The organism is Ureibacillus sinduriensis BLB-1 = JCM 15800, assembly GCF_000772955.1.
In the GTDB taxonomy this organism is placed as follows: Bacteria; Bacillota; Bacilli; order Bacillales_A; family Planococcaceae; genus Ureibacillus; species Ureibacillus sinduriensis.
This window is the reverse complement of sequence record NZ_JPVO01000054.1, coordinates 368090-389525: the sequence shown is the minus strand read 5'-3', so window position 1 is coordinate 389525 and position 21436 is coordinate 368090. Positions and strand designations below refer to the sequence as shown.

Here is a 21436-nt window from a genome sequence, read left to right as displayed (position 1 = left end):
ACAAATTCTTTGCACTAGTCTGCACTTCTATTTTGCAATAAACAACTGCTGACAATACCTCTTGAATAGCTTTAATCCCGACACTTTTTGAATATCTCTTTGCTTGAACTACAATTGTTCGATTGACTTTATTTAAAACTAAATCAGCACCAAAATCACCTGTGGTTGGTGTTGTCTTGACTGAATAGCCTAAGTCCTGAAAAAGCAAAACTAGGAATTTTTCGAATTGTAATCCACTCATTTTATCAATTTCTGTAATACCTGAAGCACGTAGTCTTTCTTTTCGTTTGTTCGCAACTATTGCTAAAATAATAAGCACACTTACGAAATAGATCCCACCGAAAACTCCAGCAATTGTCCAAGATTTTGTCAGATAATATATTCCTAATATTAGGATTACTAGCACTATCCCAAAGATTTCCTCTATTGATTCATTTTTCTTCTTTCTTTTAGCCATATTATCACCTTAATTCACTTATTCTTTACTAACTTAGAACTAGATTCATATTTAATTGTACAATACCATTGTTAACTTTTCCCAAATTATCTTCATACCATATATACTTTCCTTCAATCTTTGAACTTTATGGCAACAAAATACGTTTCTAATCTATCCATAGCTCATCCTGTAAATAACAAGCCATTTCCAAATGATTTTTATATTACCTAATTGCTATCCTTGAATACTTCAATCTTATCTATATCTAATTAAGTTAGTTCATAGAGAAGTTAATATAGCTTTGTAATTTTCATATGCCTTTCTTACCTCTATTTTTCTAACTTCATCAAGAACTTGGGAATCTTCATCAAAGTATTGAGAATAATAAAAAGCAATATAGCTATTCATTTTAAAGTCATTTATCAAAGGAAGTGTTTCTAGCTGCACAGAAAATACTGTATTAACATCAATAACTATAGAACGCTTTATTGTTCTTAATAAACCGATATCCTCTAATAGCAATAAATATTCGTACAGGAGTAAATCCCATTTACTTTTAAATTTATAGTCAAATCTAAATTGAGAATTAATCTCTTGATAGAGCATTTTTGCTGTTAATTGTTTTCCCCGAAATGTCGTTAATATTTGATCAAGAATCCACAGCTGCCATAAGGTATGGGGCGTATGTATATATTTTCCCTTTTTCAAAGCTACCTTACATAATCCAGGATAATTCTCACGAGTAAGATTATATTTTTCTATTAAGTTATTAAAGATAAACTTCTCTTCTTTAGTCATTTTATTAAGTTCAGTTTCCAACGAGAATGAATTTAGATAATCTGTATATTCAGTAACTGCAGTAACTTCTGCTAGTACTGCTCCAGTTGGAATACTTTTTTGTCTTTGTGAAATTGTTAGATTCTCGACATTACTATGTATATTAGCTCTCTCATCTTTCCCCGTTAGTACTTTTTCTCTTTCAGGTTTTTGTACCTCAATTTCAGCTTTTATGTTTTTTTCTGCTTCCTTATATAATTCATTAAAAACTTCTCTACCCTTTTTCTCTTTTTCGCTCACCGCAAACAAGAACTCGTTTTCATGAATACTAAGAGCTTCTCCCATAGTCATTTCGTATGGTTCATTGATAAGATATGCCCGACAGGGATTAGTTTCTAACTCTTCGATAAAACGATAAATTAAAAACTTTCCGTTGTCTTTCGGTGATAAGTACATAATGCTCTGTACAGTTAGTGATTTTAATATTTTTTTTATCCCTAGTATTTCACTTAAACGGAGAGCAGAGGGGGTTAGATCTTTTAAGAATCTTGTCCACTCTTTATCTTCCTTACTCTGTTGCAATATATTTTTTTCAGATTCCCAAAAAACAATTTCTCGGGATCTATATTCTCTTGCCTCATGACTCCTTTCAACAAACCATATTGGCTCAAAACCAAGTTTAATAAAATATTGATTCCGTTTTTTTAATGTCTCTGATAACTCTAAATCAGATTCTTTGTTAATTTTTGTAACCACAGACATTGCATATTTTTTCTTTCCTTCACCAAGTTCAACTACTACGTCAGGTAAATGAGTTTGGAATATTGGAATGTTATAACCTAAATCTACTTTCAAATGCGAATAGATTTTTTTCAAACCTTCCAATTCGTTCTTTAACAAAGAAACAACAATTTGTTGTTTAGGTTCTTCACGCATAATTTGATTTTTATAAGTAAGGTATGCTTTTTCTAGTTTAGATGCATTTGCGATACAGGATTCATCTTTAAAATGAGAAAAGTAAGTACCTTTAACATCTCCAGATTCAATTCTTACTCTTCCACCACAAAATGCACATTTATATGTTCCCTTTTCGGTAACACGTTTTAAATTTATAATATCTGTTTTATTAAGCCCTAAGGGAATTTCAAATATATAATTATCTATTACGTGTTTAGCTATTCGCATGACATAATTCCTCCACCAATATATCCCTTTTTTTTAAAAAGTGTACCATATAATCCTTTTGAAAATTCTTAATACAAGATAAAATATCTTTCGAAGTTCTTCAATAGGAATATTACATTCACTAAGTTAACGATACTAGTTACTGTTGACTTTGCTAATTTTGGGGCATTAAACTTTAACAAGAATGTATTTAATAACTTTTATATGACTAACTCAATTCTTTCTCTTTTGTCGCCGAAAAGAAGTAATAACCCGGGTTTAAAAACCATTAAGATTTCAGACAATATATTTACATGCATTTTAATCCTCACCTATTCTAAGACATCAAAGAAAGAATATAACTATCCTAAGGTGAATCTTTTTAGTTTTTATTACGATGTTAAGAAATGGTGGGTAAATATTTACACATAAGCGGGGAGAAATTATGGATTTCCATAGAGTTAAGTTTTACGCCAATATTTTAGGCATATGTCTACCAGTAGCATTAACTTACTTAGTAATTGCCAATCTTATCACTGGATTACCGATATATCCGTATACCTACGTTGGCCTAGCTTTTGGCTATGCACTAATGATTAAGCGAATTATATTGTTTCAGGAAATATGGCATAAATGGTTTGGAAAACGTAAATAGTGATAGTTCAGTTCTAATGATCCTTAACCACAGTTTCCATTTGTATCAAATAACCAAAAAGAATGCCTAAATCCTTTAACATCAAGGGTTTAGGCGTTTTATAAAAACAACTCTACTAGCGCTAATTACTATTTTGCGAAGATGTATTAGATTTGTAGATTCTTTCATTAATCATTCCCTTTGTTCTCTGAAAATAAAGTTGTACAAAAATGACTCTCATAAATCTTGATTTGCTCACCTAGAAAATTTCAACGAGAAAATAAAGTTATACAAAAAGTTTCGTCAAAAAATCGCTACTTCCAATCAGATGCATTCTATATGAAGGTTTTGGAAGCTTTTTGTACATCTTTATTATTTTTGTACGACTTAATTTCAGTTCACTTATACAATAATGAGAGAAATGAAAGAAAAAGCGATTGTGAAAACCTAAATCCGTTTTTTCACAATCGCTTTTGTTTTCTTTTGGACTTTTTCAGTGTCCTCGTCGAAAACAGAAATCATCTTCTCCATGCAGTATGATCTTTTTAAATATCCTATACAAAAGATACGTTTAATAATACCTGTTGTTATTTAATGATAATTGTTTTCTAATCTCAACCTAACCGTCAATAACTTCAAAAGAGTACCTTGAAGTAACCCTTTTAGTGGATTATAAATAATTTTCTCCAATCAAACACTTTCTGGTATTATATTTAAAATTATTATATATACTTTTTCCTTATCAATTTCACCTATATAAGTAACTTGATGTATTTCTAATGCCTCTCCTTCTTTGAGTAATTCATTCTGCAATTTCAAAACCCGTCCAAGTCTCTCCCCAAACGGGACATCGTCATAATGTTTCGCAATTGTCCATTCAACAATAATCTGGTTTTGTATACGCATATTAACTAACTCCGCTAACTATTACACACATAATGGATGATGTGTACTTAATGTAGGATCGCTATAATTATTAATTACACGGTGATACGGAGTGTACCTATTATTATTTTCAGTTATTTGCATACTCAAAAGAGAAGCAGTCCTATATCTTTTGATATATACAGTTGTAGCTGGACTTGATGTACTATATTTTTCATCATATTGTGCAACCGTTGATTCTCTTATAGCCTTCACACCGACATCCCTTGCGTATCGAGTTCTACTACAGGATGAACTTGCACCCTGTTCGTATTTATGTCTGTTAAATGCATGGGTATTTACAAATTGCGAACTAGTCATCCCTCCATTTAACTTATATGAAACTTGTGGGTATTCTGTTGATAGAATACTAATTCTAGGATCTTTCTTGTTAATTGAGTTTTTAATAGTATTTAACTCTTCATCTGAAGAAATATTTTTTTCTTCTACAGATAGAATCTGATTATTATTTACAGAGATGACTAAATCTACACTTCGGTTAATCCCATCTAAGTCTGTCCAATGATAAGTAATTTCGTTATCACCGCTTTTCAATAGATCCACTATATTGTTTAATTTGTATAAGACTATCTTCTCCTCTACATCAATTTCATCATAGCTATTTGAAGCAAAAGTATTTGATGAGTTAATAAAAAATAAAAATAAACCTAATACTAAGACCACAAGAACTAATCTACCCTTTTCTATCGCTAACATATTATTTACTCTCCTTTTAATGTATTTTATCTCAATATGGAATATAATAACAATTATAGTATTATTAGTCAATATCAATCAAAACATGTGTAATCTTTGTATTATAAATTTTACACCACACATTATAAGAAAATGACGCATAAGGAATAGCAACAATAAAACTATTTAGAGTAATAGACTTGTGATGATGTAATTTCACGTTCATCTATCAGTTCTTTTACACTTCTTAAATTTTGGCCGTTCTTTTTAGTATAAACTTCGTATTCATCTATGGTAAAAGTTCTCCCTGTCATTGAGTCTTTATCTTGAATAGAGGGAGTTCCTTTAAATTTAATACCATAATGTCTTGCTGCCCCATAAATTAGTCATTTTTTACTAAAATATTAATATTCAGAATGGATTTGAGCGGATAATACTCATTTTTTTACGAATTTAATAATTTACCTTAAAACCCTCTAGGTGATTTAAAAGGGTGTTTCTCTAAGGACTATCTTCAGCTCTTGCTACAACCTTCAAATAATTTTTCTGCATATCCATTTTATTAATATAAAGAAAACTACCGTGCGGAAGCGCAGTGGCCCTGAGTTAGTCATAGCCCTTGATGCATAATACTATATTTTGAGTTATTTAGTTGCAAAATAAAAGCACTCTCCTATATTGATGGAGGTGCATTATTGTTTGATTTTAAGACCGCTTCGAAATAATCACTTTATTGATTGGTAGTATCAGCAGTTATGCGTTTTTGGATACGGTCATAAGCATCTTGATACACTTCTTCGTCAGCTCTACCACCAATAGCAATTATTTCTGTAATCTCAATTACCTCGTTTACTACTCGGTAGACAATTCGAATGCCTATTTGTTTTAATTTCACTTTTCGATAACCGGTTAGATTGACGTCTCGTTTATTTCCTAATGGCTCTCCAATTTCATTTCCGAGCGCCTCAATCTTTTCAAGAGCTTTAGAAACAAATTTTTTCTGATGACCATCTAAACTTTGCCATTCATCAACAGCTTCATCGTAAAATTCTAAATTACTAAATAAATCTTTTAAAGGTTCCACAGGCAATCCGACTCCTATTCAAATAATTCTTCGTCAGATATATCCCAGTCCTTTGCAGCTTGAGCTATTGCACGGTCCTTTTCAGTAGCAAACTCGTCAAATCTCTGTGTTTTTACGCCTTCTTTTTCAGCCTTTTGAATGCGTAATATAGACTTTAGTTCAAATACTTCATCTTCAAGAGCGGTAATTACTTTTTGAAATTGCTGATAGTCTTCAATCGAAATAATGACAGAGTCGGGCTTGTTGTTTTCCAAAATCAAACGAGGTGCAAGCTTTGCTTTCTTTCGCAAAGATGAAAAGTTGCGAGCTGCTTCAGAAGCTGCAACTAACTGTTCAATATCGAATGTGTGACGGTTAACTCCTTCTCTCATAGTGCTTCTCCCTCCAAACATCAACAATGGCGTGCTTGTATGATTAGTCTCTTAGTGTTTTGTAATTTTTATTTGTTTTTTAGTTTCTGCATGTTTTATATGTTTTCTACGACTTTGTTTGTTTTAGTTGTTTTTATGAATGTTTTTGCCATTGCACACTAATGATGCTAAGTACATTATATATCATGTGAGATATTGTGTAAAATAATATGTGTAATTTTGCGTAAATTAATATGTAAAATATAACAAAAAATAAAAACACTCTTTAGTGATCTAACCCAAGAAAGTTAGACATATATAATTAGGCTGAAGTTTCACATCATCTAAGTGCTTATATCGGAGCTAGTTATTTTAAACTTGAAAAACTACGCATATTATTGCTCTTGTTATGTAATATTTGATATTTTCATTACCACTCCCAATCGAGTAGGAGGGAGTGATTAACTCCCGACCTCTCACACCACCGTACGTACGGTTCCGTATACGGCGGTTCAATTAAGATGAATAACGCAAAGTTTCGTAACGAACTATCAGACTTTTCAGCCCTTGGCTTTCCCAATAGGAATTGCCGAGGGTTCTATGTAATATGGGGCTTTTAGAAATGCGCCAGTACCCTTTTCGGGTATTTCCCCACTCGTATGCTTTTCCATAAGGAACTTTCAACCGAGTAAGATTTCTGACTCTTGTTCGAGGTTTCTTCCAATTCTTCCATAGACACATCCTTAATCTTCTTTTAATATCCAACTATCTAGTGCTTTAAATGTGGAACTTGTGTCTGCTAATGCAAAATAACCACACCACCCCATTAGATATTGGTTTAACTTCTCGATTCTGTATTCCATGGAATATGGCATCTTTCTTGAGGTAATCTCTCGTATTTTCTTCTTCATTCGAACTAGACTTGTTTTCGCAAGACGAACCTTTGGTTCTTTGTGATTCGTGAAACTAAAACCTAAGAACTTCCGGTTCCAAGGACGGTCTACTGCTGATTTCTTATCGTTAACTTTTAGACGAAGTTTTCCTTCGATAAATCTTTGTACACTCGTCAATACTCTTAGTCCCGCACGTTCTGTTTTCACATAAATATTGCGGTAAGTAGACCAGTGGAACTTCCCCACTAGTCTCTCTCAGAACCGGACGTGAACTTCTCAGCTCATCCGGCTCCCATTATTCAGCCGTTGGCTTGATACCTATTTCCCAATGCTTAAAGAGCTTAGGATTTTGTTTTGCAATTCTACCTAGATAATACTCTGCTTTCTTCTTATGACGGGCAAACCTTTTATACTTCCTTCTTGCCCACATAATTAAGGCTTTGTTGATATGCCTTAAAGACGAATACATTTCTGATATGTAGAATTTCCCATAGTAATTAATCCATCCTTGTATAACTGAGTTAAACATATAAGATATGTCTTCTATTTCTTTATCTGCTTTTAATTGCAGATTCCAAGCTCTCACTGTTTGACGCATAGACTTTTTGGATTTATTGCTGATTGCCGGTGAGAAGTTAACAAAGTGTTTACCCCACCGATTTTTCGATAGTCGCGGTCTGAATGTATACCCAAGAAAGTCAAATGCTGTACTTTCATACTCCCCTTTCCTATCTGCATCTTTACAGTAGACAATTTTTGTCTTGATAGGATGTAATTCTAGCTTGCATTCCTTCATTCTTGCATTCAGTGTTTGAAGTAGTTGCTTGGCTTCCTCTTCTGTTTGACAATGAATTACTGCATCATCCGCATATCTTGCAAACCGATTATTTGGATGATAAATAGCCATCCACTTATCAAAAGTATAGTGAAGAAATAGATTAGCTAATACTGGACTAATGACACCACCTTGCGGTGTACCAGAGGTACGTTCTATTAAACCCTCTTTGGATTGAAACGGTGTCTTTAGCCATCTCTTGATGTATAGCTTTACCCAATCAGATTTTGTATGCTTTTCCACTGCTCTCATCAATAAGTCATGGTCTATGTTGTCAAATAAACCTTTGATATCGAATTCTACTATCCAATTATATTTCCAACATCTTTTCCGTGTAGTGTCTAGAGCTTGGATTGCACTTTTATTTGGTCTGTACCCGTAGGAATCTTCATGAAAATACGGTTCTACCAATGGTTCAAAGTACATTTTTACTGTCATTTGTGCAATTCTATCCGCAACAGTTGGAATCCCTAACGTTCTTATTCCTCCATCTTTCTTTGGTATCTCCACCGCTTTCACAGCTGGAGGAAAATAACTTCCGGAGGACATTCGGTTCCATAATTTATACAGATTATCTTTTAGATTCTCTTCGAATTCAGCTATGGATTGCCCATCAATTCCTGCGGATCCTCTATTTGCTTTTACTCTAAGGAATGCATCATACACTACATTTTTAGATATCGCATATGGCTTTGTTTTATGCATAAGTTCCTCCCATTTATATTGGTTGACTTGTTTATAAAACTGAATAATATAACCCCTTCGCTCCATCTCTGTTAGAAGATTTCATCACTACTACGGGTTATTCCGCCCCTATACATGGCATTGGTACTCTGATTCTCGTGGGACTTCCACTTGAAATCTCTCCCTTAACATCCATGTTGTAGGTTCCCACGTTCCACACAAAAGCCTGTATTAAGTTCACGCCGCCTTTATACCGGTCACCGAACGGACAGTAAACAGGTTTCTTCCGAACTTATCCCGAGTTAACGACTCCCCCTCGGTTTTGATGACATCCATACGCTTTCGATACTTCTTCAGCGGTTCAATGGTTTTCGTCTCCTTAATACGTACCTGACAGAATCTCGTTCTGCCTTTTCCCTAACGCTCAATACCATAGCTTTTGACTATAGCACCTTAGGGTGGTTTGCAATCTCTACCTGTATAACGATTGCGAGAGGCCTACTCTCATCTTAAGTGCAGCATGGCTTACTAGTTGCGCTTTGCAAGCACACTTTGCTTGCCTTCGTGGCACACAATCATCTGCGTATCGAACGAATTTATGTCCACGTTCTTCCAACTCTTTATCGAGTTCATCTAGAACTATGTTTGAAAGTAAAGGACTTAAAGGTCCACCTTGTGGTGTTCCTTCTTCTGTACTTGAAACTACTCCATTTATCATGACACCAGCTTGGAGGTATTTACGAATTAGTTTTAATAAAGGTTTATCTGAAATTCGTTTCGCTAATGTTGCCATTAGTCGGTCATGATTGACTTTATCAAAGAATTTCTCTAAATCCATATCAACCACCCATCGATAATCTTCCTTTATATAACCCTTTGCTTTCCGAACGGCGTCATGGGCGCTCCGATTTGGACGGAATCCATAACTGTGGTCCGAAAATGTTTTGTCATATTCCTTCGATAAAATCTGCGAGATAGCTTGTTGAATCAAACGGTCTGTCACGGTTGGGATACCTAGTAAACGCACACCACCATCTGGTTTCGGGATTTCGACTCGACGTACTGGTTGCGGTTCATAGGTTCCATTCAAAATCTGCGATTTAATGGTTTCCCAATTTCCGAGGATGTGCTGTCGTAAGGTTTGTACGGGCATCATGTCTACTCCATGGCTTCCTTTATTCGCTTCAACTCGCTTTAGCGCTTGTATCATGTTTTGTCGTTCGAGAATTTGATTCAACATCACCATTTCGTTCCTTTCCGTGATTAGCTTATCTTCTTATGCCCATCTGAACTCCACCCTCCGCAAATACCCTCGTGGGATTCACCACTACTTTCTAAGCGTGAGGTTTCTCTGTTTTCTGTGCTATTTCATTCTAGATGGAAAGCCAAGGGCTAATCTCTCTTAATTGTTTAGTCCTTCTGACTGGTTCTAGACCCAATCGTACTATGACCTCTGCTGACTTCTGATGATTCAGCTACTTGTCACCATGTAGGTTGTGAAGGATACTTCACGTTTTCATCAGACCTCCCCGGGTAAGCGCATGCACTTTCACACCATCTATCCGCCTCATTTACTACATATGACCTTCGACAGAAAGGACTTTGTTTTGTTTAGCAAACTTATCCAGTCATACCTAGCCTTGTATGAGATTCGTGTTCCTCGGACCGGTGTTTTGCCTCCAGCTTCCTTCAGATTACGCGTCACCACGGACACCCTTGCTCTTGGCTAACCTCTACTTCTGTCTTCGGGGTTCGGGACTTACACCCTATAGTTCATGCGCATGCCGGGCGCACTAAAAGAAACCTTGAAAGGCATTAGCCTATCAAGGTTATAGGAGTATCACTTACGATTAATCTTTTTTTATTATATAGCACACATTAAACGATATTTTTTTATTCTAATATTGATTCAAATTCTTCAATATATTCTTTTCTTTATGGATAACTAATGGGTCAAGTTATAAATAACATCTTCATCTTCAATCCAAAAAGGGATAGGTAATTTTTTTCTGACTCTTCCTGAAAATCAGAGGTACATGGTAAAAATAAATTTTTATCCCATCATCATCTTTAACTAATGATTACCAAACTCCCTTTGTTTCAATATCTAGATATTATTTTTAGATATCTTCTCTTTCAATAAAATCAACTTCAATTACCTTATAGCTTTTTTGCACAGGAGCTCCTCCATATGTTTGAAGTATTTTAATAATAGCTTTAAATAAACTCATCTCAATCGAGATACCTTTTCCTTTAAACATTTGATTATTAGCTGTTGAAACTTCAACCATGTAACTAGAACCATCGTAAGTTAATATAAACTTACAATCCATCTCTTCTAACCAAGTTACTAAATCTATGGTTGAAGGAATCCATACTCCATGTCTGTATACATCTTCATTACATAGTAAAGTACTTGAAGGGATAATTCTTCCCCCAATTACCCAAGTGCCATTGTTATACTCATAAAAATCTTGGGGATACACCTCATCAGCATATTCAGGTCTTTTAAACCCTAAACTAAATAGTTTTTCAGCTTCCGTTTTTGTTAAGGACATTTTTGCTCCCCTTTTGCTATTTTATTTTTATTATCATTCCGGTTGAACTTTTATGTTTATCTCGAATGTAGTTTCCATATTTATCTGCATCTGCACCCCAATGAAGTCTTTACCACCCCTTGCTGTCTTAAAAACTTTAAAGGTAGAATCAGCATGTTTTGTGTATCTTTTGCCCACCATAGTCCTCTTCTTGGGTCTCGATACGCAGTAACTGTGTCTCCATTAAATTTGTATTTTAATGTTTTATCTGCTTTTGTTTTAATATCCCATAATGTTTTTGTATTTTTTTTTAGATTTTACAGTACCCCCACCAGATACTCCGGAACTCCTTAATGTTCCTCCTAATGGACTGGCACCTCCAGTTTGCTGTAATGAAGTCAGATGAGGTACCCGCCGGATCATCAAAATTGACTGGGTTATTGCTTACATAATTATATCCATACTTCGAATGTCCACTCCATACTTTAATTCTCGATGAACCAACACTTTCACAATGTCTGACGCCATAGACGGCTTGTATTCAGTGTGCCCGCATAATAAAATCAATATTTAGAATCAATTCCATTTAAGAATGATGGAAGAAAGCGAAGGAATAGTATCTGGGGAGAGAATGTAAATATCTGATAAATTTGGGGGTTATTCACACGAAGTGACCATGACAGTTTTCCTCATGAATTTTTCGTTTAAAAGTGCGCGGTACACTTTTATATTTATCAGTAACCATAGATAGCCTTTTTCGATAATGCTCTTCCTACAGTAAAGAGGATTTGTTCCCTTTCCGCACAGGAATGCTCAAGTTTACTGGATGCAATGAGTTTAATCCCATTTTTATGCTCGATAAGAAAACCGGCAGCGTTTTTGTGACTACTTAGAAGCCGATAATCATGATCTAGGCAAAAGTAATATTCGTCAGAATACGCCATGTATTCTTTCCATTTGTCGTCACTTAAAAAATCCTGTGCGGATACCTTCACTTCAATAATGGTTACTTGTCCATCAGCATTAATTCCGATTACATCCGCTCGCCTACCATTGGGCAATACCACTTCTGTTGCTACCATATATCCCCTTGTATAAAGCCACTTTGCCGACTTTTCTTGAAGTTCTCCATGTTTTTTTAGATCCTTTGCAGATAGATAATCTGTTTTTTCAACCTTTTCGATAAAGGTACTAACTGATTGTTTAACAAACTGGTTGAATGTAGCTTGCTCACTAAATATCGTTTGTTCGTTTTGGAGAATATCGTTTTCAAGCTTTTTCATTTGCTCAGTTAAATTTTTTGGTACTAAGGATTGACCATTCCTATAATAGGGGGTGCTTGAAAAATCATAAAAGGAGTTAGCGGCTCTTTTTTCCTCTACATCTATACACCATTCTGTTCTGCCTCTATTTTTCTTGCGCGAGTGCCACTCTTCAACAAGGTGCTCTATGTCTGTAATTCTATGGATGTAGTAATTCTCGTCATATTTAGTGATGTTCAACTTTTTTAATTTACGGTGCCAGATACTATCAATCTTTTTAATCAACACAAACTGGCCATCATAGATACCTACGTGTTCCAGTAAAAACTTCCGAGCGTCTGAAGGGAATTTTTGAAAATCTTCGGCGGTAGAATCGACTTCTGCCTTTAATTTAAGAAGTTCATCTCTCTGTTTTTTGATAATATCATTCTTTAATTCAAGTGATTTAACGGTTTTGTTAACTTCTTTTTGGTATTCCTCTATACGTTCTCTTTTTTCGTACAATGCTGCTTTAAATCGTTTTAAGTCATTTCGAGTAGTCTGTTCATCAACTACTGATAAAATATCTTCTATGCCAATCCAGTCGGATTGTTTAAAAAGTTCAGCAATAGACAATGCCCTTAAACCTAGATGTAATAAATTGTTGTACGCTTCTTCACTAAGATATTCTTTACCTAATGCTAGTAAATGCGTGAATCGTGATAGTCTTTTAGATTGATCTAATGAAATGTTAAAGATGGTTGGAATATTTTTCACCTTTTCTCCGGAATTAAGTGCATCTATTACGCGGATACTGGTTTCATCTTTTCCTGTTAACATATAAGCCCCCCTAACATGTTTCAAACTAAAATGTTCTGCATAAACTATAATTGAACTGTAGGTGGCGATTCCTCACAAATAGAAATCATCCTCTTCGCAAGAGGAAACGCCATCCGATTACTTAAAAAAGCTAAAAAAGTGTTAAATTAAACATACTAATTTAATATGTAGAAAAATTACTTTGCCAATTAAAGGTATGTACTAAAGAATGTCTACCGCAATTTGTGACCAGGGTTCTAATCGGTCATATGTACTGGACTGTTTTAACTCATCAATAGTTAACCAATAACCTTTAAGTTGTTCTACTTCACGTACATTTACAGTAGCATCATCTGATAATTCAAGAATTGCTAAGATGCCTAGATGTACTTTACCTACCTCATTTAAGTCGTCATTAATTAATCCGATAAATCGTAAGTTGCGAGCAGAAGATTGGATACTTAACTCTTCCTCTAATTCACGAGTTAGATTAGTCATTAATACTTCTTGAAAAATCCCTTCTTCTGGATTCATGTGACCTCCGACACCAAGAGATAATTTGCTATGCAATCGTGCTTCTCCGCCCCCGGATAAACGTTCATATGTATAGATTTCATTACCACGCTTGATTAATACGTATGGAATAGGTTGTTTATAGTCCGTATTGATTTCAGCGTTATTTTCTTTAGGTGTAGGATCGGTTGTTGCACCTCTACGGAAGGAAATATAAGACTTGGATAAGTTTGCGATGATTTCATCTACTACTTCCTTACGTTGTTCAGTACCTTGAAAGGCTAATGATTCATTGTTGAATAGTGTGTTACGGGGTGCAACCAGGATGGTTTCTTCCCATTTTTTGTTTGTCATTTATGTAATTCTCCCTTTTCTTCATTAAGTATGTGGTTATTTTTTTGATAGAAGAATCAATTAAGAATCTACTATATCTAATAATCTCTTCATGGTATCTTATTAGTTTAACATTACTTGATCTTTTGAAGATATGTTCTTGTGATTAAACTTTATCTCGCATTAATTGTCTTGCTTTCTCCAGGTGTTTAGATCCATCTGAGAAGGGCGCATTCATTACTTTCAAATCCTACTTTTTAAATGTTTTATACGCTAGAAAATTATTGCTAACTACACGAAATCCCTTTTCATTGAGGAATCGGGAAAAACAAAAAACCGCTTCGCGACCCCGAAACGGCTGATGTAACTTTATATGTTCACCAATACTTGGAAAAGTAATGGTTGCTTATAAAGTTTTTCTCTTATCTAGTCACCCTCTGGCTTCCCGATAAAAGTCGGCACCTATTGTGCATCTCTGTACAACATTAATAGTGCGCCTATATAACAATCCTAATAATTAGGTTGTTTCCATTTTTTAAAGAAGAGCTTTTGCTTTTTCAATTTGCAGGCGAACTTGATCAAAACCAGTTCCCCCCAAGGAATTTCGACGTCTTACCGCCGCTTCGGGTGCTAAAACGTCATAAACATCCTGCTCGATTAACTTACTTTCATTTTGCATCTCAACAAGAGGTAAATCCAATAAGAAAATGCCTCTTTGGATACATGTAAAGACAAGTTTTCCGGTTACTTCATGCGCTTCCCTGAAAGGCATACCCTTTGCAGCCAAATAGTCCGCAAGTTCCGTAGCGTTCGAAAAGTCGCTATGGACAGCTTGATGAAGTCTTTCTGTTTTGACCGCCATTGTGCGGACCATGCCTTCGAAGATTTTTAAGCTACCGAGGATTGTATGAACTGTATCAAACATACCCTCTTTATCTTCCTGCATATCTTTGTTATAAGTTAACGGCGTACCCTTTAACACTGTCAGCAACCCGATAAGGTTTCCATAAACGCGCCCTGTCTTGCCGCGTATCAATTCCGCCATATCCGGATTTTTCTTTTGAGGCATAATGGATGAGCCTGTCGAAAAAGCATCATCAAGTTCGATGAATTTAAACTCATCCGTTGACCAGATAATGATTTCTTCAGCAAATCGGGACAAATGCGTCATTAAAAGCGATGAATTTGAAAGAAATTCCACGATAAAATCACGATCGCTTACTGCATCCATAGAATTCGGATATATATCGCTAAACCCGAGAAGCTCTGCGGTTTTTTCACGATCGATTGGAAAAGTTGTTCCAGCCATTGCTCCTGCACCCAGAGGCAGTATATCAATACGTTTCATTGATTCATTGAAACGATCTTTATCGCGTTGCAACATCCAAAAATATGCCATCAAATGGTGCGCAAAGCTGATTGGTTGGGCACGCTGCAAGTGCGTATAGCCCGGCGCAATTGTCTCCACATGCTGCTCCGCTTTGTGAAGAATCGTTTTTTGGAAAGTTCCTATCAAGTCAACAACTTCCACTACCCGCTTTTTTAAGAACAGATGCATATCCGTTGAAACTTGGTCGTTGCGGCTTCGGCCTGTATGGAGTTTTCCTCCGACCGGCCCGATGATATCCGTCAACATTTTTTCCAAATTTAAATGGATATCTTCATTCGCTACACGAAACTCGAGTTCTCCAGCCTCTGCCGCAAGTTTCAACTCTGCCAGGCCTCCCAGAATTTGCTCTACATCCTTAGAGTCCAAAATCCCTTGAGCACCCAGCATTGTTACGTGTGCAACACTGCCCTCGATGTCTTCCATTACCAATTGCTGATCGAAGCCAATGGAAGCCCCAAATTCGTCCACCCAGTTTTCAGCAGACTTTTGGAATCGACCACCCCATAATTTTGTCATACCCATACACCTACTTCTATTCAGACCCTCAAGAAACACTATCGGGTTGAAACAATTTCTATATTAATTTTTTGCTGACACTTCTTTTTTCTTATTTACTTCTGCCGACACAACCGTCGGAAGACCCCATAATTCAATAAATCCAACGGCTGAACCATGATTGAATTGATCTGCTTTTGAGTATGTCGCAAGCTCTTCACTATATAATGAGTTTGGAGATTTACGTCCTTCAACAATTGCATGACCTTTAAACAATTTAACTCGAACTGTCCCGTTTACATATTTTTGAGTTTCTTTCAGGAAACCTTCCAATGCGGTACGGATTGGGTTGAACCATAAACCTTCATAAATTACTTCTGACAGTTTTTGTTCAATGATTGGTTTGAAGTGAGCCAATTCTTTAACAAGTGTGATGTCTTCCAATTCCTTATGGGCAGTCAACAGCACTTTTGCCCCCGGAATTTCATAAACTTCACGGGATTTAATGCCCACCAAACGATTTTCCACATGGTCAATACGTCCGATGCCATGAGCACCCGCCACTTTATTTAATTCCTGGATAAGATCCGCCAACTTCATTTCTATTCCGTTCAATGAAACGGGTTTTCCTTCAATGAATTCAATTTCAACAAATTCAGGAATGTCGGGTGTATTTTCAAGTGAAACCGTTAACCCATATGCTTCTTCAGGTGGAGCTACCCATGGGTCTTCCATTACACCCGCTTCATTTGCACGTCCCCAAAGGTTCTGGTCAATCGAGAATGGAGAGTCTATCGTTGCAGGAACAGGTACGCCATGTTTTTCAGCATATTCGATTTCTTCATCACGGCTCCAACCCCATTCACGTACAGGAGCAAGAACTTCCAAATCGGGGTTTAATGCTTTAATTGAAATTTCAAAACGAACTTGGTCATTCCCTTTACCTGTACAACCATGCGCTACAGCATCGGCATTCGTTTCATTTGCGATTTCAACTAGTTTCTTTGAGATCAGCGGACGGGAAAGCGCAGAAACTAATGGATACTTTTGTTCATACCATGTATGGCCTTGCAAAGAAATCAATGCATATTCTTCAGCAAACTCGTCTTTTGCATCCACCATATAAGATTCAATCGCGCCAACTTGGAGCGCTTTATTTTTGATAAATTCCAGGTCTTTCCCTTCCCCTACATCCAAACATACCGCAATAACGTCCCATCCTTGCTCTTTTAACCAAGGAATTGCAACTGATGTATCCAGTCCACCCGAATATGCCAAAACGACTTTTTTATTAGCCATAGTATTTACCTCCGTTAGATTATATGTATTTTTATGCATACATGTAATTGTTTATACAAGAATCGTAACACTTAATAAAAATTAATTCAAGTGTATTTTTATAAAATATTGGATTTTTACAACAAATTAAAAAACGCCCAAACATAAGGCGTTCATATTTACTCTTTCATGTATTATTTCTTATTAAAGAAACCGCTTCCCAGCTTTTCAACCAATCGAGGTACTACTGCATAAAGTTTGCTTGTTGCCGACATGATTTTCGGCAAGTTTACTTCTCTGACCGGCCTTTCGATCGTCTTTACTACTTCATATGCCACTTTCTCGGGACTCAATAAATATCTCTTCATCAATTCGCGGTACTTATTCGTAGAGTCCGCCTTTTGCAGGAATGGTGTATCAATGGGCCCTGGATAGATGGCAGTCACCTTTATATTGTATGAAGACAATTCCATCCTTAGACCATTGGCAAAACCAGTAATTGCATGTTTAGAAGCTGCATATACACTTGCCTTTTTCGTTGCCACTTTTCCTGCTTGGGATCCAATGAAAATGATATGTCCACATTTTCGACCAATCATATTTTTTGCCAATCTCTTTGTTAAATAAATTGGGGCTTTTACGTTCACATCAATCATATTGCCAATCTCTTCATCCGATAATTCGAATGCATTTTCAAATGTACCTACGCCTGCGTTGATTATTGCAATATCGATGGAAGGCAGTTGGCTGTAAATTCGATCAATGTCCTCCAAATTCGATAAATCACCTTGAATCACATTCGCTCCCTTTTCGGACAAAGTTTCAAGAGAGGATTCATTCCGGCCAGTTGCATACACAACATAACCTTTTTCAATGCAAAGTTCTGCGATAATTCGACCGATTCCACTTGTTGCTCCCGTTATGAAAATTGTTTTTCTATTCATTAATTATGTATATTCCTTTCATTTTTAGTTGATACTATGCCGCGATATAAAAAAAGAGTATAGACTATATCTATACCCTTTTAAGACCGTTCCAATCCGAGCAGTTTGAACATCTCTTCCTTGGCCACCAGAAAATCGGCCAAATTATATTGATCCAAAACCTTTAAATAAGCATCCAATGCTTCATTTAGTGCAAATTTCAGCTTGCAGGCAGGTGATAGTTTACATAAATTGTTTTTGGGGTCAAAACACTCAACGAGGTGAAAGTCTTCTTCTGTATGCCTCACCACTTGTCCGATATTTATATCTTCCGGTTTTGCTTTTAAGCGTATGCCGCCTCCGCGACCTCGGATGGTTTCGATTAACCCAAGTTGCCCCAAGTCATAGGTAACCTTCATAAGATGATTTTTTGATATATGATAGCTATCTGCAATTTCTTGTATAGTAGATAAACGATCGTTCCCTTTTATGCCAAGATACAATAACACCCGCAGGGAATAATCTGTATATAAGGTCAAACGCACTAAAAACACCACACTTTCTAATCCTCATTATAGCATTTTGAATTTTACTTTTTACACAAATATCTTCTAATGAAAAATATTTAAAAATGCAATTTCATTTTATATTTATGGTCAGTATTTAAACATGTATTTCATTTACTACTTTGTGTCAGATTTGTTAAAGATGCATTTTGAATATTGCTTTTATAATCCGCCGGGCGTAAGATGACTTTGAAAGGACGTGATCATATGTTATCACAGCAAACAATCGACATTATTAAATCAACTGTACCAGTATTAGAACAACACGGAGTTACAATTACAAAAACCTTTTACAGCAATTTATTAAAAAAACATCCTGAATTATTTAATTACTTTAACCGTGCAAACCAGGCGCGTGAACGCCAACAAACCGCTTTAGCCAATACGGTTTTAGCAGCAGCTAAATATATTGATAATTTGCAAGCCATCATTCCGGCTGTAATGCAAATTTCACACAAACACCGCGGACTTGGTATTTTACCTGAGCATTATCCAATCGTAGGTGAAAATCTATTAATAGCGATTAAAGAAGTTCTTGGTGATGCTGCTACTGATGAAATCATCAACGCTTGGGCGGAAGCATATGGTGTGATTGCAGATGTATTTATCTCAATCGAAGAAGATCTTTATAAAGCAGCGGAGCAAGATGGCGGATGGAGACTATTCAAACCATTCAAAGTATCTAAAAAAGTGGCGGAAAGCGATGAAGTCACTTCATTTTATTTAGTTGCGGAAGATGGAGAAAAATTACCTGACTATAAAGCAGGCCAATATATCACGATATGTGTAAAAGTGCCTGGAGATGAATATACATCAAACCGCCACTATACTTTATCACAGCCATCCAATGAAAACGAATTCCGCATTAGTGTGAAACGGGAAGATGCAGTAAATCCGCATGGTGTTGTCTCGAACTATCTTCACGAACAATTAAGCGTCGGGGATACAATTGAAGTCAGTGCTCCAGCCGGATTATTTACACTGGAAGTTAACAGTAATCCTGTATTGTTTGTGAGTGGAGGCATCGGCGTTACACCATTAAATACAATGCTTCAAACTATGGAGCTTGGAAGACAAGTTTCATTTATTCAATGTGCGCGCAATGAAAAAGCGGTTGCTTTCAAGGAACAGATCAATAAAAAGGTAAATGAATTGAATGGTACTTATCGCGTCTTATTCTCAGATGACAAAGGCTATGTGACAAAAGAAGATTTAGCTTCATTCGTTAAGGAAAATACGGAAGTTTACATTTGTGGTCCCGCTCCATTTATGGAAACAGTGATTTCTATCGTTCGTGACCTTGGCGTAGCTGGAGATAACATCCATTTTGAATTCTTTGGTCCGGCTATGTCCTTGGATGCATTAGCAAACGCCAACTAAATAATAAAATCTAAAATCCACAAGTAGTGCTGCGCTACCTGTGGATTTTTTTAATTGCGCTCAAAAACCAAAACGCCATCTACAATTTTTTCTTCCACGAGCCCATCTCTTACTAAACAATCTAGGTAACCTAAAGTTTTTGATAATGTTAACCCCAACTCCGTTTTGTAATGTGCCTGATATAACCCCATTGTTAGTTCAAGTACAGTTTTCGGACGGTCGAATTGTTTGAGCAGTTGTTTAAGCCGCATTTGATCCTTTTCCAATCGCTGGTGAATCAATTCATTTACTTCGACGATTTCTTCGCCATGGCCTGTATACACTTTTGATACATTTAACTCACGAAGATGCATCAGCGACTCCTGCTGCTGAATTAAAGCTTTCGGACGAGTACTCGAAAGATCTGTCGGTGGTTCCACTAGAGGATTTGCAGCTACCTTGTCCAATAATAAATCTCCGCCTATGACTTCATTTGTCGACTCTTCTATAAAAATAAGATGGCTTTGTGCATGTCCCGGTGTATATATCGCTTTCAATCCCGGATGTCCTGGAACTTCTTCCCCATCTTCAATGTACCGGGTCAATGGTGTATTTCCATATAATTTAAGAGCATCTTTCGATTCAACTATTTTTTCAAGATACTTTTCAGGAACCGCCTGTAATTGCAGCTGCTCCCGATAAAAATTTGTGCGGTATGCCATAAATTCAGGCGTCCTACGCAAAAAATGATCATTATACTCATGACCGATGATTTCAGCTTTTGGAAATGCATCCACCCATCCAGCATGGTCCGGATGATGGTGGGTCAAAACAACTTGTTCTATGTCCTCCAATTTGTAGCCAGCCTCTTGAACTCCTTTATGTAAGGCATTCAACGCTTCCTCTGTTTTAGGTCCGACATCAAAAAGCGACAGTTTATCTCCCTTTACTAAAAAAGCATTCACATCGCCTATCGGGTAAGGTGTAGGAATGATAATTTTATGTATATCCACGGACAATCCCCCTCTAAGTGAAAGTAAAACTATTTTTTTCATATAATGAATTACTATTCATTCATCATTTTATCTCTTTTTCATTATTTCGTCACCTAATATAATTGACAGATTGGTAAAGTGTGCCATATAATTTTTAATAATTCAAAAAATTATTAAGCGATGATGAAGACAAGTATTTGAATTTATGGTTTTAGAGAGTGCTACATTTCGGTGGAAGTGGCATAACCCGCTAAGTTCGATGAACCTACTTCTGAGCAGTCATGAAAACATGACCGTTCCCTCTGCGTTAAAGAGGTTCGAGTTGTGTCCATGAATTGGGCAAACAAAGGTGGTACCGCGGAAAAAAGCTCTCAAGCGTTTTCGTCCTTAGTATAAGGAGGAAAACGCTTTTTTATTGGGGAAATTTTCATTTCCATTAAATTTTCATCTTTTAATAAGTAAAAATAAGTCAACATGCTCTTTTTGACCAAAAAAGATCGAAAACTG

General features: G+C 36.1%; 16 protein-coding genes, 2 pseudogenes and 1 other annotated feature. Of the genes and pseudogenes, 1 reads left to right on the top strand and 17 read right to left on the bottom strand.

The window, feature by feature from the left end:
• From CD33_RS15960 to CD33_RS15880, 16 genes and pseudogenes are all read right to left on the bottom strand, one after another.
• On the bottom strand, positions 1-457 hold a 457-nt coding region (locus CD33_RS15960), incomplete at its 3' end, for a restriction endonuclease (RefSeq protein ID WP_140422946.1).
• Between the two features lie 261 nt (positions 458-718).
• Complete coding sequence (locus tag CD33_RS15955) at positions 719-2401, bottom strand: competence protein CoiA family protein (RefSeq protein WP_036202241.1); 1683 nt, start codon at positions 2399-2401, stop codon at positions 719-721.
• Positions 2402-3704: 1303 nt separating this feature from the next.
• A complete protein-coding gene (locus CD33_RS15945) occupies positions 3705-3920 on the bottom strand; it encodes a hypothetical protein (RefSeq protein ID WP_036202237.1) in 216 nt (71 codons plus the stop codon).
• Between the two features lie 21 nt (positions 3921-3941).
• Positions 3942-4655 carry a hypothetical protein gene (locus tag CD33_RS19595; RefSeq protein ID WP_052130302.1) on the bottom strand — a complete coding sequence of 238 codons (714 nt, stop codon included), beginning with the start codon at positions 4653-4655 and terminating at the stop codon, positions 3942-3944.
• 709 nt (positions 4656-5364) lie between these two features.
• Positions 5365-5718 carry a type II toxin-antitoxin system RelE family toxin gene (locus CD33_RS15935; RefSeq protein WP_036202234.1) on the bottom strand — a complete coding sequence of 118 codons (354 nt, stop codon included), beginning with the start codon at positions 5716-5718 and terminating at the stop codon, positions 5365-5367.
• A gap of 14 nt (positions 5719-5732) precedes the next feature.
• Entirely contained in the window at positions 5733-6089 is a 357-nt protein-coding gene (locus CD33_RS15930; protein ID WP_036202230.1) for a type II toxin-antitoxin system Phd/YefM family antitoxin, read from the bottom strand.
• Positions 6090-6584: 495 nt separating this feature from the next.
• Positions 6585-7177 (bottom strand): annotated as a pseudogene (locus CD33_RS15925) (group II intron maturase-specific domain-containing protein); the annotation flags it as partial.
• 79 nt (positions 7178-7256) lie between these two features.
• Positions 7257-8501 carry a group II intron reverse transcriptase/maturase gene (ltrA, locus tag CD33_RS15920; protein WP_036202228.1) on the bottom strand — a complete coding sequence of 415 codons (1245 nt, stop codon included), beginning with the start codon at positions 8499-8501 and terminating at the stop codon, positions 7257-7259.
• A gap of 550 nt (positions 8502-9051) precedes the next feature.
• Positions 9052-9723 (bottom strand): annotated as a pseudogene (ltrA, locus tag CD33_RS15915) (group II intron reverse transcriptase/maturase); the annotation flags it as partial.
• A gap of 877 nt (positions 9724-10600) precedes the next feature.
• Entirely contained in the window at positions 10601-11038 is a 438-nt protein-coding gene (locus CD33_RS15910; protein ID WP_036202225.1) for a hypothetical protein, read from the bottom strand.
• A 713-nt stretch (positions 11039-11751) separates the two neighbouring features.
• On the bottom strand, positions 11752-13098 hold the full coding sequence (locus tag CD33_RS15905) for an MmcB family DNA repair protein (protein WP_036202223.1): 1347 nt from the start codon (positions 13096-13098) through the stop codon (positions 11752-11754).
• 201 nt (positions 13099-13299) lie between these two features.
• A complete protein-coding gene (locus CD33_RS15900; RefSeq protein WP_036202222.1) occupies positions 13300-13944 on the bottom strand; it encodes a hypothetical protein in 645 nt (214 codons plus the stop codon).
• A 514-nt stretch (positions 13945-14458) separates the two neighbouring features.
• The gene (gene argH / locus CD33_RS15895) at positions 14459-15829 is read right to left on the bottom strand and encodes an argininosuccinate lyase (RefSeq protein ID WP_036202220.1); all 1371 of its coding nucleotides are present in this window, start codon (positions 15827-15829) and stop codon (positions 14459-14461) included.
• A 63-nt stretch (positions 15830-15892) separates the two neighbouring features.
• The gene (locus tag CD33_RS15890) at positions 15893-17107 is read right to left on the bottom strand and encodes an argininosuccinate synthase (protein ID WP_036202217.1); all 1215 of its coding nucleotides are present in this window, start codon (positions 17105-17107) and stop codon (positions 15893-15895) included.
• A gap of 173 nt (positions 17108-17280) precedes the next feature.
• Positions 17281-18030 (bottom strand): SDR family NAD(P)-dependent oxidoreductase, encoded by a 750-nt coding sequence (locus CD33_RS15885; protein ID WP_036202214.1) that lies wholly within the window; start codon positions 18028-18030, stop codon positions 17281-17283.
• 80 nt (positions 18031-18110) lie between these two features.
• Positions 18111-18554: an RrF2 family transcriptional regulator gene (locus CD33_RS15880; RefSeq protein WP_036202373.1), complete on the bottom strand. Its 444-nt coding sequence runs from the start codon at positions 18552-18554 to the stop codon at positions 18111-18113.
• A 228-nt stretch (positions 18555-18782) separates the two neighbouring features.
• On the opposite strand from CD33_RS15880, the gene hmpA reads away from it, so the two are divergent.
• The gene (gene hmpA, locus CD33_RS15875) at positions 18783-19955 is read left to right on the top strand and encodes an NO-inducible flavohemoprotein (protein WP_036202211.1); all 1173 of its coding nucleotides are present in this window, start codon (positions 18783-18785) and stop codon (positions 19953-19955) included.
• Positions 19956-20005: 50 nt separating this feature from the next.
• On the opposite strand, the gene CD33_RS15870 is transcribed toward hmpA, so the two are convergent.
• Entirely contained in the window at positions 20006-20947 is a 942-nt protein-coding gene (locus CD33_RS15870) for an MBL fold metallo-hydrolase (protein WP_036202208.1), read from the bottom strand.
• A 153-nt stretch (positions 20948-21100) separates the two neighbouring features.
• Positions 21101-21321, top strand: a binding site (T-box leader).
• Positions 21322-21436 lie beyond the last annotated feature (115 nt).